Source organism: Actinophytocola gossypii (genome assembly GCF_025165815.1).
Taxonomy (GTDB): Bacteria; Actinomycetota; Actinomycetes; order Mycobacteriales; family Pseudonocardiaceae; genus Actinophytocola; species Actinophytocola gossypii.
On sequence record NZ_JAFFZE010000004.1, the window covers coordinates 208,220 to 220,880 of the forward strand.

Sequence of the window (12,661 nt, forward strand, 5' to 3'; positions counted from 1 at the left end):
CTGCCGTGCTGTTCAGACGCGTACCGACGCCGCGACGTCCTCGACCGAGGCCACCTCGGTGGTCGCGGCGGACTCCAGCGGCTCGTAGTCCGCGGTGGTGTAGCTGCCGGAGGCGTGCACGACGATGTCGCGGCCCTCCTCGACCAGTCCCCGGTCGACGGCGTTCAGCACGCCGGTCGCCGCCATCGCCAGCGACCACTCGCGCAGCGTGCGCAGGTCGGCGGGCAGGTGGTCGCCGAGCATGCCGCGCAGCAGCGGGTACCGGTCGACGCACTCGGCGAGCGAGACGACCACGCCGTCGCCGCCGAACGTGCCGATCAGCTCGTTCATCGCCGGGGAGGTGACCGGGCCTCGGGTGTAGAACGTCGGGTCCAGCACCTCCTCGGGGTCGTAGGTGACCTCGGGGAACCTCGGGTCGGCGGCCTGCCGGAACAGCCCGGTCGCCGGGTCGGCCGCGTAGGCGGGCCGGTGCGCCGGGTCGAAGTCGCCGTGCCGCAGGTTGATCACCATGTCGGGGGTGCCGAGGTGCTGCACGAGCAGGCTCGCCGGCCGGGTGGCGCGGCTCGCGTCGCCGCGTTCCTCCAGCAGCGCGCGGCCCTCGTGGTAGCCGAGCAGGCCGAACGCGCTGGACACGGCGTGCGCGTGCAGCCGGGGCCTGGCGCCGGGGGCGTCGGTCGGATCAGCGCGGTGCTCGAAGAACGCGCGCGCGGTGTCGGCGACCAGGTAGTTCCGCAGTTCCAGGGTGAACCACAGGTTGACGCCCCGGGCGCGCAGCGCGGCGGCGTGCTCGTCGACGTAGGCCCGGCCGAGTGCCTTCACGCTGTCGGCCCTGGCGCCGCGGTGCAGCAGCATCGGGTTGAGCGCGCGCAGGTCGGGGTCGGTGGACAGCCGGCTGGCGCGGAGCTTGTGCCGCGCGGACACCGGCGCCAGCACCACGATCCGGAGCTGGTCGGGGGTGACCAGGCCGGCGTCGATCGCCCGCAGCACGGCGTCCCGCAGTGCGACGCCCTTGTTGGCCGAGGTGGGCGAGACGATCACGACCGGCTCGCCGGTGCGGCGGACGTACTCGACCGCGCGAGCCACGATCAGCAGCGACGCGAACGTCTTGGTGGTGCCGGTGCCGGGGTTGCCGGTGAGGTCCAGCAGGGACAGCCGGTGCCCGGCGTACTCGCCGAGCGGTCGCCAGCTCGCGGTGGCGACGGCGAGGAACTCCCGCACCGCCGGGTCCAGTTCCGGCAGCGCGAAGCCCGGGGAGAACGCGGCCGGGTCGTCGAGCACCGGGCCGGGGTCCGGCACGCAGCGGGCGATCGCGTGCGGCAGCAGGTCGTAGAAGTCGGTGAGCAGGTTGGCCGTGTCCTCGGCCACTCCCGGCTGGTCGGTCGGCTGTTCGGTGACGGTCACCCCGGTACCCCTTGTGGTCGTCCGGCTGGTTCGGCGCGCAGCCGGTCGCGCAGCGCGCCGAGCTCGGCGGTCGCCGAGTCGAGATCGGCCACCGGGAACCCGGTGGCGAGGTCCGGGACGAGCTGGTCCAGCTCGCCCGCGGCGTCCGGTGCGAACGTCACGCGGCCGGCATCCACCACGACGCCGTCGGCCGCGGCGGCCAGCTGGTTGAACGCCACGGCCGCCGGCTCGTCGAGCGCGGCCGGCAGGCGCAGCGTGAGTTCGGTGCCGTGCAGGCGCACCGGGTAGCCGCCAGGCAGGCCGTTCGGGCCCGGCAGGTGGGTGTCCAGCGGGGTATCGGCGAGCAGCGCGGTGATCAGCAGCGCGGCGGTGTGCCCGGTGACGTGGTTGAGCTCGGCGCGATCGGTGGCGCGCTGGGCGGCGAGCAGTGCGCCGGGGTCGGCGACCGGCGTGTCGTCGCACCAGGCCAGTGCCTCGGCGACGCCGGGCGCGGGGGTGTGCAGGTGGACGTGGTGGGCGAGCATCCGCAGCCGGGACTGGTCCGGCAGGCCGAGCGCGGCCTGGGCGCTGGCGGCGAGCAGACCGACGTTGCCGATGCCGGCGAGCACCGGCACGCCGAGCGCGGCGAGCAGCGGGTTCACCGCGTCCGGGAAGCAGGCGTTGAGCAGCCACGGCCGTGGGGTGCGGGCGGCGAGCGCGCGGCCGGCTCGCAGCGCCGGGGCGGCCTGGAACGGGAGCGTGAGGCCGAATCCGGCGCGGGCGAGCAGCTCGGTCCACGCCGACGGTCGGGTGCGCCGCTCCCACGGCGACTGGCTGGACGCGCAGACCAGGACCCCGTCCAGGTCTGGTTCGGCGAGCAGGGCGTCGAGGTCGCCGGTGCGGGGTTCGAACCGGACGGGACGCCCGGACGCGGCCGCGCGGGTGCTGGCGACGAAGCAGACGGCCGCGGCGTTGTCCGCCGTTCGGCCGAGTACCAACACCTCCACCGGAACCGCGCACTCGACCGCGAGCGAGTAGCAGACGGACCTGGCCAGCCGACCGGTACCCACGACGGCGATCCGTCTACCGCTCGATAACAAAACAGGGTCCTCCGCAAGCGATCGGTGGTTGCCAGGCGGCAGGATGCTAACCACGGAGAAGTCCAAATGGGAAGCTTTCGCCAAGTTCGCTCCTGGTCCGTGACTGCCGGGTTATCGTGTCCGGCACGTGGACCGAGGAGCCCGATTGACCGCAACCACCAAGGACGCCGCCGAGCGGTGGCTGAGCCGCGCCGTTCCCCGACCGGACGCCGAGGTCGAGCTGTTCTGCCTGCCCTACGCCGGCGCGGGGGCCAGCGCCTACCGGGAGTGGCCGGCCGCGTTCGGACCGGAGATCGAGGTGACGGCCCTTCGACTGCCCGGCCGGGAGAACCGGATCCGGGAGCGGCCCGAGGTCGATCCGGTCGCCGTCGCCTCGGTGATCGCCTCGGTCGTCGGTGCCGGCCGGCCGTACGCGCTGTTCGGGCACTCGATGGGCGGACGGCTCGGGTTCGAGGTGATCCGCGAGCTGCGCCGCGCCGGCCGGCCGCTGCCGGTGCGGCTGTATCCGAGCGGGATCATCCCGCCCGACCAGCGGTCACGCAGCGTGCTGGACGGCGTGTCCCGGGTCCCGGACGACGAGTTGGTCGAGCGGCTGACCGCGGGCGGCGGGATGCCCGAGGTACTGCTCGCCGAACCGGACCTGCTCGACCTGTTCCTGCCGGTGCTGCGGGCGGACCTGACCTGGCTGGACGACTACGAGTACGTGCCAGGGGACCCGATCCCGGTGCCGGTGGTGGCGTTCGCCGGCGAGTCCGACCCGGTCGCGCCGCTGTCCAAGATGGATGGATGGACGGCGCACACCAGCGCCGGCTTCACCCTGCACACACTGCCCGGTGGCCACTTCTTCCTGCACGAGCAGGTCGACCGGATCGCCGGCGTCATCATGGCCGACCTGCTCGGCACGCGGACACCGTGACCGAGGACCCCACCGTTGTCGCCGCGACGGCGGTGCTGCGCTGCTACAGCGGTGTCGCCTCGGTCCGCGTGCTCACCGACGAGTCCGAACCGGACTTCCCGGGACCACTGCCACTGAGCGGAGTTCCGGCGGTCGCTCGACTGTCCGTGGTGGACGGACAGGCCAGGCTGGAGTTCCCGGGCACCACGCTGCCCGCCGAGGTGGTGCGCTGTATCGCCGAGGACCTCGACGCCGCGCTCGCCCGGCTGCGCGCCGCCCCGGACACCCCGCCCGAGGCGCTGCTGCCCGAACCGGCGACCGAACACCTCGGGCCGCGCCCGGTCGAGCCGGCGGGCGGCGTCGACCACTCGATCCCCGAGCTGTTCTGGGCCGGCGTCGCCGCGCACCCGGACCGGGTCGCCGTGCTCGACCACGGTGTCCCGCTGACCTACGGCGAACTCGGCGCGCGGGTCGCGGCCCTGGCGCACCTGCTCGTCGACGTCCACAGTGGACAGCGGGTGGGGCTGCTGCTCGACCACGGCGCCGGCACGATAGCCGGGATCCTCGCCACGCTGACCGTCGGCGGCGTGTACGTGCCGCTCGACCCGCGCTACCCCACGCCCCGGCTGGCCGCGATGAGCACCCAGGCCGGGGTGTCCGCCGTGCTGACCACCGCCGCGCACCGCGCGCTGGCCGAGGCGCTGGCCCCCGAGGCGCGGGTGCTGGACGTGGCGGACGCGCCGGAGCGCGCCGACCGGCCGAACCGGCCGCTGCCCGGGCCGGACGCGGCGGCGTACGTGCTGCACACCAGCGGCTCCACCGGGCTGCCCAAGGGCGTGGTGCAGCGGCACCGGAACGTGCTGCACCAGGTTCGCCTGCACCGCACCAACTTCGGCCTCACCCAGAACGACCGGCTCAGCGTGGTGTCCTCGTTCGGCTTCGACATGGCGGTCACCGACACGTTCTCCGCGCTGCTGTCCGGCGCGTGCTGTGTGCCGGTGGACGTGCGCGAGGTCGGCCTGGCCGGGCTCGCCGATGCGCTGCGGCGGGACCGGGTGAGCGTGTACCACTCGACGCCGACGGTGTTCCGGTACCTGTTCGACGGGCTCACCGAGCCGCTGCCGGACCTGCGGGCGGTGCTGCTCGGCGGCGAGGCGGTGACGGTCGCCGACCTGGAACGCTGCCGCCGGCACCTGCCGGCGCACGGGGTGCTGGTGAACGGCTACGGCGCGACCGAGATCAGCTTCGCCGCGCAGCACCCGGTCCCGGTGGCCACCGGGGACACCCCGACGGTGGTGCCGATCGGCCGGCCGCTGCACGGGATCCGGGTCGGCCTGCTCGCCGAGGACGGCACCCCGTCGGCGCTGGCCGGCGAGATGGCGGTGAGCAGCGAGTTCCTCGCCGGCTACTGGGCGCCGGCCGAGGAGGCGGCCGCGCGGTTCGACACCGACCACGCGGGCGTTCCCCGGTACCGCACCGGTGACCTCGCGCGCCGGCGCCCGGACGGGAGCCTGGAGTACCTGGGCCGCCGGGACCGGCAGGTCAAGGTACGCGGCTACCGGGTGGAACCGGGCGAGGTCGAGGTGGCACTCGGCGCGCTGCCCGGGGTGGCGCGCTGCGCCGTCGTGCCGGACCGGCGGGGCGAGGAGCAGTTGCTGCGCGCGTTCGTCGTGCCGGACGGTGTGGACCTGACGCAGGCGGCCGTGCGGGCCCGGCTCGGCGAGCGGCTGCCCGACCACCTGGTGCCGGAGACCGTCGAGACCGTGCCGGACCTGCCGCTCACGCCGACCGGCAAGGTGGACGCGGCCGCGCTGCTGGCCGGTCGTCCGCCGCCCGCCCCGGCCGCCGTCGAGGTGGCCGGCGGCACCTCGGTGGCCGACGTCGTCGCCGGGGTGTGGGCGGACGTTCTCGGTCGCGCCGACATCGGCCGGCACGACCGGTTCTTCGACCTGGGCGGCCATTCGCTGCTCGTGGCGACCGTGCACCGGAGGCTGCGGGCCGCTCTGGACCGGGACTTCCCGCTGACCGCGATCTACGAGCATCCGACGGTCGCGGCCCTCGCCGCGCACCTGGACCCGGTCGCGGAGCGGGTGGAGGTGGATCGGGTCACCGAGCGGATGGCGCGCCGGGCCCGCCGGCGCGCCATCCGCTGAGCGTCAGCGCCGTCCGCTCCGGTAGATGGTCAGCTCGGACATGTTGGTGTAGCTCACCGCCGCGAAGTCCAGGGACTGGGCGGGGGCCTCGCTGCCACCGGGTGCGCCGTCGTGCTCCCAGTTGGCGTGGTGGAAGTCCTGCTCGCCGATGGTCTGGAAGAACTGCTGGAAGTTGATGTCGCCCACGCCGAGCGGCACCATGTCGTAGCCGTTCCCCGCCTCGGGGTTCTTGTCGCCGTCCTTGGCGTGGAACAGCGGGAACCGGGTGGTGCGCGGCGCGACGGTCAGGATCGGGTCGAACAGGTCGGTGCGCTCCCTGCCCCAGCGGTCGATGTAGGTCTGGTGCTTGAACCGGGCCACATAGGCCCAGAAGATGTCCATCTCGAAGAACACGTAGCGCGGGTCGGTCCGCTCGAAGAAGTACTCGAGCCGCCGGCGGCCGGAGGATCGGGTCGGCCTGCCCTCGCCGTCGCGCGGTCCGGTGTCGAGCATGAAGCTGTAGGCGCTGTCGTGGTTGTGCGTGTAGAGCCGCAGGCCGCGGCGGCGGGCGCGGCGGCCGAGCTCGTTCCAGGTGTCGGCGGCTTCGTCCCAGTCGGACTCGTAGGCGCTGTTGGTCGGGTCGGCGCCGGTGCCGATGTTGCGCATGCCGAGTTCCTCGGCGATGTCCATCTGCTGTTCGAACGTCTCCGGGTTGATCTGGGTGTGCGTCCCGTTGGCGACCAGGCCGTTGTCGTCGAGGATCCGGCGGATCTCGCGCGGCGTGATCTGCCGGCCGAGGATCTCGGTGCTCTGCGTGTAGCCGGCGAACTCGATCTCCTTGTAGCCGATCTCGGCCAGCCGGGCGAGGACCCGCTCGAAGCCGTACGGCACCCCGCTGTCGTCCGGCGCCGCGGTGATCCGGTCGCGCACGCTGTAGAGGATGATGCCGCGGTTGCGGCTGGGGATCAGCGGCTCGACGCGCAACCGATCCCGGTCGTGGTGGCCGTGATGTCCGCCGTGGCCGCCATCGTGGCCGCGCCCCCGCTCGGCGAGAGCGGGGGTGGCGGTGGCCAGCACGGGCAGGCCGGCCGCGCCGAGCACGGCGGCGGCGCCGGCGGAGGCCCGGAACACGTCACGCCGGGTGAACGGGGCGCGGCGCTGCGGGTCGGAGTCGGTGTCGTGTTCCATCGAAGATGCGCACCTTTCTGTCGCCAAGGGCGCGCCGCGGCCGTCCGCGGGGCGGACCTGGGAGCGACTTTCGCCAGGAGTATGGCACGCTTTATTCAAAATTGAACATACTTTTGTCGATCGAATGCAAAACTCCGCGTGCCCGGTCACAGAGCGCTGCTCACCGGTGTTCGGTCCCTCGCGTATCCACCGTCCGGCGCGGGTATCCGTCCTCCTCCCCGAGGGAAGGAGGACGCGGTGTTCGTCGACGAGGACGTGCGGATCCCGCTGGACACCGGCCCGCTCGACGCCCACCTCGCGCTGCCCGGCCGCAACAGCGGCGTCGTCGTGTTCGCGCACGGCAGCGGCAGCGGCCGGCACAGTCCGAGGAACCGGAGCGTGGCCGGGGCGCTGCACGACGGCGGGCTCGGCACCGTGCTGCTCGACCTGCTCACCGCCGAGGACGAGCGGCGCGGGGACTTCCGGTTCGACATCCCGCTACTCGCCGGCCGGCTCGCCGCGACCGTGGACTGGCTCGCCGACCAGCCCGCGACGCGGAACAACCCGCTCGGCCTGTTCGGCGCGAGCACCGGCGCGGCGGCGGCGCTCGTCGCCGCGGCGGAACGCCCGGCCGCGGTGCACGCGGTCGTCTCCCGGGGCGGGCGCCCGGACCTGGCCGGGGACGCGCTCACCCGGGTCCAGGCTCCGACGCTGCTGGTCGTCGGCGGGCTCGACGAGCAGGTGCTGGAGCTCAACGAGGCCGCGATGAGCCGGCTGGGCGCGAGCAAGCACCTGGAGATCGTGCCGGGGGCCACTCACCTGTTCGAGGAACCGGGTGCGCTGGACCGGGTCGCCGGACTCGCCACCGACTGGTTCGGACGGCACCTGGCGCCGGGCGGAGCGACATGAGTCATCGGGACCACGTGGTCGCCGGCCAGCGCCGGCGCCGGCGCGTCATGGCGGCGTAGGTCGCGGCGGTGACCCAGCCGTAGGCGAGGTGCGGCACGACGTCGGACATCCAGTCGGACGCCGACCACTTCCTCGGGTCGGTCACGCCCATCACGGTCATCGGCGCGGCCGAGCCGACGATGGCGCCGATCGTGGTCGCCGCGGCGGCCGTCGCGGTACCCGGCCGCCAGCCCGCCGCCCTGGCCACGCCGTACCCGGCGCCGACGGCCAGGCCGGACAGGATGCCGAGCAGCGCGCCGGCACCGGAGACCCGGTTCTCCCGGCCCTCCTCCGGAATCGGAACGCCCGTGGTGTCGGCGAGCCGTCGCACGCTCTCCTCCGGGGTGGTGCTCGCCGGCCGGCCGCGCAGGACCATGTCGAGGTAGGTGGCCGCGTGCAGCGCCGTGGTGCCGGCGGCACCGGCGGCCACGCCGCGCAGAACGGATCGCATCATGTCGGCGGGTGCCCGGCGGGGCCACACCGAAACGCCCGGATCACCCCGCTGATTCGTTGACCGTGCGGTAGCGGGGGCTCGTGGCGTGCCGTTGCAGCTCCGGGGACGCCACCGGGTGCGGGTTCTGGTGCGCCCGCTGGAAGTCGCGGGCGATCTCGTTGTGCGGGTCGACCGTCAGCTCGGTGGCCTCCTCGATCGAGCAGTCCCGGTCGCCGTGCTGGCAGGTTGTCGACATGTCCGGTATCCGCCAGTATCCAGGACCATGCTGGAGGCACTGGGCGTCACCGAGTTCGCCGAGGTCGTGTATCGGGCGCTGCTCGCGTCGCCGGGACGGACCGCGCCCGCGCTCGCCCGGCAGCTGGACCGGTCCGAGCGGGCGGCCCGGCGGGCGGTGGCCGAACTGGAGGAGCTCGGCCTGGTCAGCCGGTTGCCCGGGCGCCCGGTCCGGCTCACCGCGGCCCGCCCGGACACCGCGATCGACCTGCTGGTCGCCCGCCGCCGCACCGAGCTGGACACGGTCGCGCGGGACGCCCGCGCGCTGGCCGCGGAGGTGGCCGAGCGTGGGCAGCAGCCGGACGAGCTGCTGGAGATCCTGGTCGGCCAGCAGGCGGTGGCCGACCGGTTCACCCAGCTGGTGCGGGGCTGTGAGCGGGAGCTGATGGTGTTCGACCGGCCGCCCTACGCCGCCGACGGGCCCCGGTCGGAGGAGGACGTGTCGACCAGGCTGCGTGAGCACCTGGCGGTGCGGGGGCTGTACGCGCCCGAGTCACTGGAGTACCCGGGCGCGCTGGCGGCCGCCCGCCGCGCGGTCGAGCACGGCGAGCAGTCGCGGATGCACCCGAGGGTGCCGATGAAGCTCGCGATCGCCGACCGGAGGGTGGCGCTGCTGCCGCTGGTGCTCGAGGACATGGTGGCGAGCGCTCTGGTGATCCGCCCGTGCGCACTGCTGGACGCGCTGGTGGCGCTGTTCGAGCTGTTGTGGGAGCAGGGCACCCCGCTGATCCCGGAGCCGGACGGCGACGCCCCGTCCGACCCGGGCCTGCTGGCGCTGCTGGCCGCCGGCGTGAAGGACGAGACGATCGCCCGCGAGCTGGGCGTCAGCACGCGCACGGTGACCCGCCGGGTGGGCGAGCTGCTCGACGAGCTGGGCGCCCGGACCCGCTTCCAGGCCGGCGCGCTCGCCCAGCGCCGTGGCTGGCTCGCGCGCTAGCCGAACGTCACCGTGTCCCCGGCGACGAGCGGCATCCGGGCGTCCGGGGTGACCTCGTCGCCGTTGAGTTCGACGACGCCACGGCCCAGGGCGACCCCGGCGTGGTCGGCGGCCGCGCCGAGGGTCGCGGCCGGGACCGTGCCGGCGCCCCCGACACCGATCTCGGGCGGCTCGCGGTCGCGGGCGGCCCGGTAGTCCTCGGGGGTGTTGACGTTCAGCACCGAGTCCAGGTCCGGGTCGAGCCGGGCGAGCGCGGGGTCGGCGAGCAGGTCGGCGTCCGCGAGCCGGGTGACCGCGCAGCGCTCGAAGACCATGCCCGGCCGGGCGTCGCCCCCGGCGGCGAGCCGGGCGGCCAGGCCGGCCAGTCCGGTGCGGTAGGCGGCGGCGAGCGGCTGGCGGTACCCGTGCGCCACCGGCAGCACCACGTCGACCGAGGCGTCCAGCTCCCGGAGTACCCGCCGCACGAACGCGGGGTGCAGGAACGGCAGGTCGGTCGAGCACACGAACGCGGCGTCGGCCCGGTCGGCCACCGCGGCGAGCCCGACGGCGAGCCCCTGCACCGGTCCGCGTCCCTCGACCGGGTCCTCGACCACGGCGACACCGCCGGGCAGTTCCGGCACGGCCTGACCGGGCGCGGCCACCACGACGACCGGACCCGCGACCGTGCGCGCGAGGATCGCGGCGGCCCGGTACAGCAGGGTCGAGCCGTGCCACTCCAGGGCGGCCTTGGGCTCCCCCATCCGGCTGGACCGCCCGCCGGCCAGCACCACGCCCGCCGCCGTCACGTCCGTGATCCTAGTTGGCACGATTCCGCTCGTCCGGCGCTGAGCCCGCCATCGACCTCCGCCTCGACGAAGTAGGTGACCGCCGGCCGGACGAACGGGTGACGAACCGGCGGTCGGCCGACGCGGCGTCCACCGCGACGAGGGTGTCCAGGATGCGGGCGGCGCTGTCGGCGCGCTGTACCGGAACCGCGCCATGACGGTATGTGCCGGAGGGTTGACGGAATGTCCGTTCTCGTGCAGAGTTTTGCGGGAAGATGTTCGTTGTTGTTGAACCGCGTTTGCGGAGGCTGGGCCGTCCCCACCGGTCTCAGGTGCCCGCACGCGCACGAAACTCGGAGTCGCCAACGATGACAACCCGTGTGACACGCCTCGCCGCGGCCGCGGTGGCCGCCCTGTTCGTGTGCGGAACCGTTCTCCCCTCGGCCGCCGCTGACCGCGGGGTTCCGGACTACACCACCTCCGAGGCGGGCAACCCGATCTTCGACGGCTACTACGCCGACCCGGACGTGGCGATCTACGACGGCACCTACTGGGTCTTCCCGACGACCTCGAAGGTCTACGCCGAACAGACCTACCTCGACGCCTTCTCCTCCACCGACCTGGTGAACTGGACCAAGCACGAGAAGGTGCTCAGCACCGAGGACGTCTCCTGGGCCGAGTACGCCGTCTGGGCGCCCGCGCCGATCGAGCGGAACGGCAAGTACTACCTGTACTTCGCCGCGAACGACATCCAGAGCGACGACGCGCTCGGCGGGATCGGCGTCGCCGTGTCCGACCGGCCGGAGGGCCCCTACCGCGACGCGCTCGGCCACCCGCTGATCGCCCAGTTCCACAACGGCGCCCAGCCGATCGACCAGGACGTCTTCATCGACGACGACGGTCAGGCGTACATGTACTACGGCGGTTGGGGACACGCCAACGTCGTCAAGCTCAACGAGGACATGACCAGCCTTGGCACGTTCGACGACGGCACCACGTTCCGCGAGATCACGCCCGCGCCCGAGTACGTCGAGGGCTCGCAGATGTTCAAGCGGGACGGCCGGTACTACCTGATGTGGTCCGAGGGCGGCTGGACCGGCCCGGACTACTCGGTGTCCTACGCGATCGCCGACTCGCCGGTCGGGCCGTTCACCAAGGAGGCCGAGGTGCTCGCACAGGACCCGGCGGTCGCGCGCGGCTCCGGCCACAACTCGGTGATCAACGTGCCCGGCACCGACATCTGGTACATCCTCTACCACCGCAGGCCGCTGAGCGAGACCGACGGCAACGTCCGGCAGGTGGCCTACGACCGCATGCACTTCACCGAGGACGGCAGGATCGCCCCGGTCACGATGAAGGTCCAGGACAACTTCGCCGACCGGAACACGCTGGGCTGGCACACCTACGGCGGGAACTGGTCGGCCAGGTCCGAGCGGCTTGGCGCCCACCGGTCGACCGGCGGGAAGGCGTTGCTGGACACCAACTTCGGCGACTTCACCCAGGACGTCGACGTCCGTCTCACCTCGCACCGGGGTGACGCGGGCGTGGTCTTCCGTGCCACCGACCCGGCCGTGGGCGCCGACAGCTACTCCGGCTACTACGCGGGCATCGGCGCGAACGACCGGGTCGTCCTCGGCCGCGCCGACGGCGGCTGGACGGAACTCGCCTCCGAGCGGGTCCGCGTCTCCCCCGGCCGGACCCACCACCTCCGCGTCACCGCGGTCGGCGACCGGATCGAGGTGTACGTCGACGACATGCGCACCCCGAGGATCAGCGTCACCGACGACACCTACGCGACGGGTGCGAACGGGGTACGGGTCTTCGACACCGGCGCCACGTTCGACGACTTCTCGGTCCGCCCGGCCGACCGCTAGGCGACGGAGGTCAGCTCGTCGGCTTGGCCGGCGCCGGGGTGGTCGCCTCGGCGCCGCCGCCGGTCGCGATGTAGAGCCAGCGGTCCTGGTACTCGACGAAGATCAGGTAGTGCCGCTCGTTCTCCGGCATGCCGGGCAGGCGGTAGTCGACCGCCCGGGTGCCTGGCTCGGCGCCCGGGCGGGCCGGGGTGAACTCGGCGTAGCCGAACCGGCTGCCGATCTCCCGCACGTTGTCGGCGATGACCTTCTTGGCGGCGCTGATCTGCTCGGGGTTGGCGCCGCCGCCGTGTTCGGCCGCGCAGCCGTTGTCCCCCAGGCAGGTCACGGCGAGCAGGCCGTCGACGTCGCCGGCGGCAGCGGCCTGGGCGAACGCCTCGGCCGCGCCCTCCGGCGTGGTCAGGTCAGTCGGCCGAGGCTCGTCCTCGCCGCCGCGCAGCAGGGCCACCGCGACGATCACCACCAGTACGGCGCCGGCGCCGAGGAGCCAGGCCGGCGGGCGGCGACGGGCACGCGGGCGGGCGTCCGTTTCGGTGCCCGGCCCGGTGTCCGGTTCGGTGTCTCCGTGGGTGTCCTTTTCGGTCTCGGGCGGCTGGGGATCGGTCGACGCGGTCACGGGGCCTCCAGTGTGTTGGGACAGCGGCGACACACGGTAGTTCCCGTTACGGAGCGGATTTCGTCATCCATGTGAGGGACACCCGTACGAGGACACGCCCGGTCACCTCGTGGACCGTCGAGTG

The 12,661-nt window shown here is 73.6% G+C and carries 12 protein-coding genes; 5 read left to right on the plus strand and 7 right to left on the minus strand.

All coding sequences use genetic code 11. From position 1 onward, the window contains the following. Positions 1–12: 12 nt before the first annotated feature. Positions 13–1,401 carry a DUF6002 family protein gene (locus JT362_RS02240; protein ID WP_260189290.1) on the minus strand — a complete coding sequence of 463 codons (1,389 nt, stop codon included), beginning with the start codon at positions 1,399–1,401 and terminating at the stop codon, positions 13–15. Next, complete coding sequence (locus JT362_RS02245; RefSeq protein WP_260189291.1) at positions 1,398–2,450, minus strand: hypothetical protein; 1,053 nt, start codon at positions 2,448–2,450, stop codon at positions 1,398–1,400. Before JT362_RS02245 ends, JT362_RS02240 begins: the two co-directional genes overlap by 4 nt. A gap of 175 nt (positions 2,451–2,625) precedes the next feature. Between JT362_RS02245 and JT362_RS02250 the strand changes: the two genes are divergently transcribed. Together JT362_RS02250 and JT362_RS02255 are read left to right on the plus strand one after the other, a co-directional pair. After that, entirely contained in the window at positions 2,626–3,396 is a 771-nt protein-coding gene (locus tag JT362_RS02250; protein WP_260189292.1) for a thioesterase II family protein, read from the plus strand. Beyond that, positions 3,393–5,528, plus strand: a complete 2,136-nt coding sequence (locus JT362_RS02255) for a non-ribosomal peptide synthetase (protein WP_260189293.1) — start codon at positions 3,393–3,395, stop codon at positions 5,526–5,528. The genes JT362_RS02250 and JT362_RS02255 overlap by 4 nt, the downstream gene beginning before the upstream one ends. A gap of 3 nt (positions 5,529–5,531) precedes the next feature. Here JT362_RS02255 and JT362_RS02260 read toward each other — a convergent pair whose 3' ends face one another. Beyond that, positions 5,532–6,695 (minus strand): sugar phosphate isomerase/epimerase family protein, encoded by a 1,164-nt coding sequence (locus JT362_RS02260; RefSeq protein ID WP_260189294.1) that lies wholly within the window; start codon positions 6,693–6,695, stop codon positions 5,532–5,534. A 237-nt stretch (positions 6,696–6,932) separates the two neighbouring features. Between JT362_RS02260 and JT362_RS02265 the strand changes: the two genes are divergently transcribed. Next, complete coding sequence (locus JT362_RS02265; protein WP_260189295.1) at positions 6,933–7,583, plus strand: dienelactone hydrolase family protein; 651 nt, start codon at positions 6,933–6,935, stop codon at positions 7,581–7,583. 1 nt (position 7,584) lies between these two features. Here the strand turns inward: JT362_RS02265 and JT362_RS02270 are convergent, their stop codons facing one another. Together JT362_RS02270 and JT362_RS02275 are read right to left on the minus strand one after the other, a co-directional pair. Next, positions 7,585–8,076 (minus strand): hypothetical protein, encoded by a 492-nt coding sequence (locus tag JT362_RS02270; protein ID WP_260189296.1) that lies wholly within the window; start codon positions 8,074–8,076, stop codon positions 7,585–7,587. A 40-nt stretch (positions 8,077–8,116) separates the two neighbouring features. Beyond that, a complete protein-coding gene (locus JT362_RS02275) occupies positions 8,117–8,311 on the minus strand; it encodes a hypothetical protein (RefSeq protein WP_260189297.1) in 195 nt (64 codons plus the stop codon). 27 nt (positions 8,312–8,338) lie between these two features. Here JT362_RS02275 and JT362_RS02280 point away from each other — a divergent pair, with 27 nt between their 5' ends. After that, complete coding sequence (locus JT362_RS02280) at positions 8,339–9,286, plus strand: helix-turn-helix domain-containing protein (protein ID WP_260189298.1); 948 nt, start codon at positions 8,339–8,341, stop codon at positions 9,284–9,286. On the opposite strand, the gene mobA is transcribed toward JT362_RS02280, so the two are convergent. Next, on the minus strand, positions 9,283–10,092 hold the full coding sequence (gene mobA / locus JT362_RS02285) for a molybdenum cofactor guanylyltransferase (RefSeq protein WP_260189299.1): 810 nt from the start codon (positions 10,090–10,092) through the stop codon (positions 9,283–9,285). The genes JT362_RS02280 and mobA overlap by 4 nt on opposite strands. Before the next feature lie 326 nt (positions 10,093–10,418). Here mobA and JT362_RS02290 point away from each other — a divergent pair, with 326 nt between their 5' ends. After that, complete coding sequence (locus JT362_RS02290) at positions 10,419–11,924, plus strand: family 43 glycosylhydrolase (RefSeq protein ID WP_260189300.1); 1,506 nt, start codon at positions 10,419–10,421, stop codon at positions 11,922–11,924. 10 nt (positions 11,925–11,934) lie between these two features. Here the strand turns inward: JT362_RS02290 and JT362_RS02295 are convergent, their stop codons facing one another. Further along, a complete protein-coding gene (locus JT362_RS02295; RefSeq protein WP_260189301.1) occupies positions 11,935–12,537 on the minus strand; it encodes a hypothetical protein in 603 nt (200 codons plus the stop codon). Positions 12,538–12,661 lie beyond the last annotated feature (124 nt).

What these genes read in the sequence shown, in the direction of transcription:
- JT362_RS02260 (WP_260189294.1), bottom strand. Translation starts at nt 6,695, where the DNA reads ATGGAACACGACACCGACTCCGACCCGCAGCGCCGCGCCCCGTTCACC.
- JT362_RS02270 (WP_260189296.1), bottom strand. Translation starts at nt 8,076, where the DNA reads ATGATGCGATCCGTTCTGCGCGGCGTGGCCGCCGGTGCCGCCGGCACC.
- JT362_RS02275 (WP_260189297.1), bottom strand. Translation starts at nt 8,311, where the DNA reads ATGTCGACAACCTGCCAGCACGGCGACCGGGACTGCTCGATCGAGGAG.
- JT362_RS02280 (WP_260189298.1), top strand. Translation starts at nt 8,339, where the DNA reads ATGCTGGAGGCACTGGGCGTCACCGAGTTCGCCGAGGTCGTGTATCGG.
- JT362_RS02290 (WP_260189300.1), top strand. Translation starts at nt 10,419, where the DNA reads ATGACAACCCGTGTGACACGCCTCGCCGCGGCCGCGGTGGCCGCCCTG.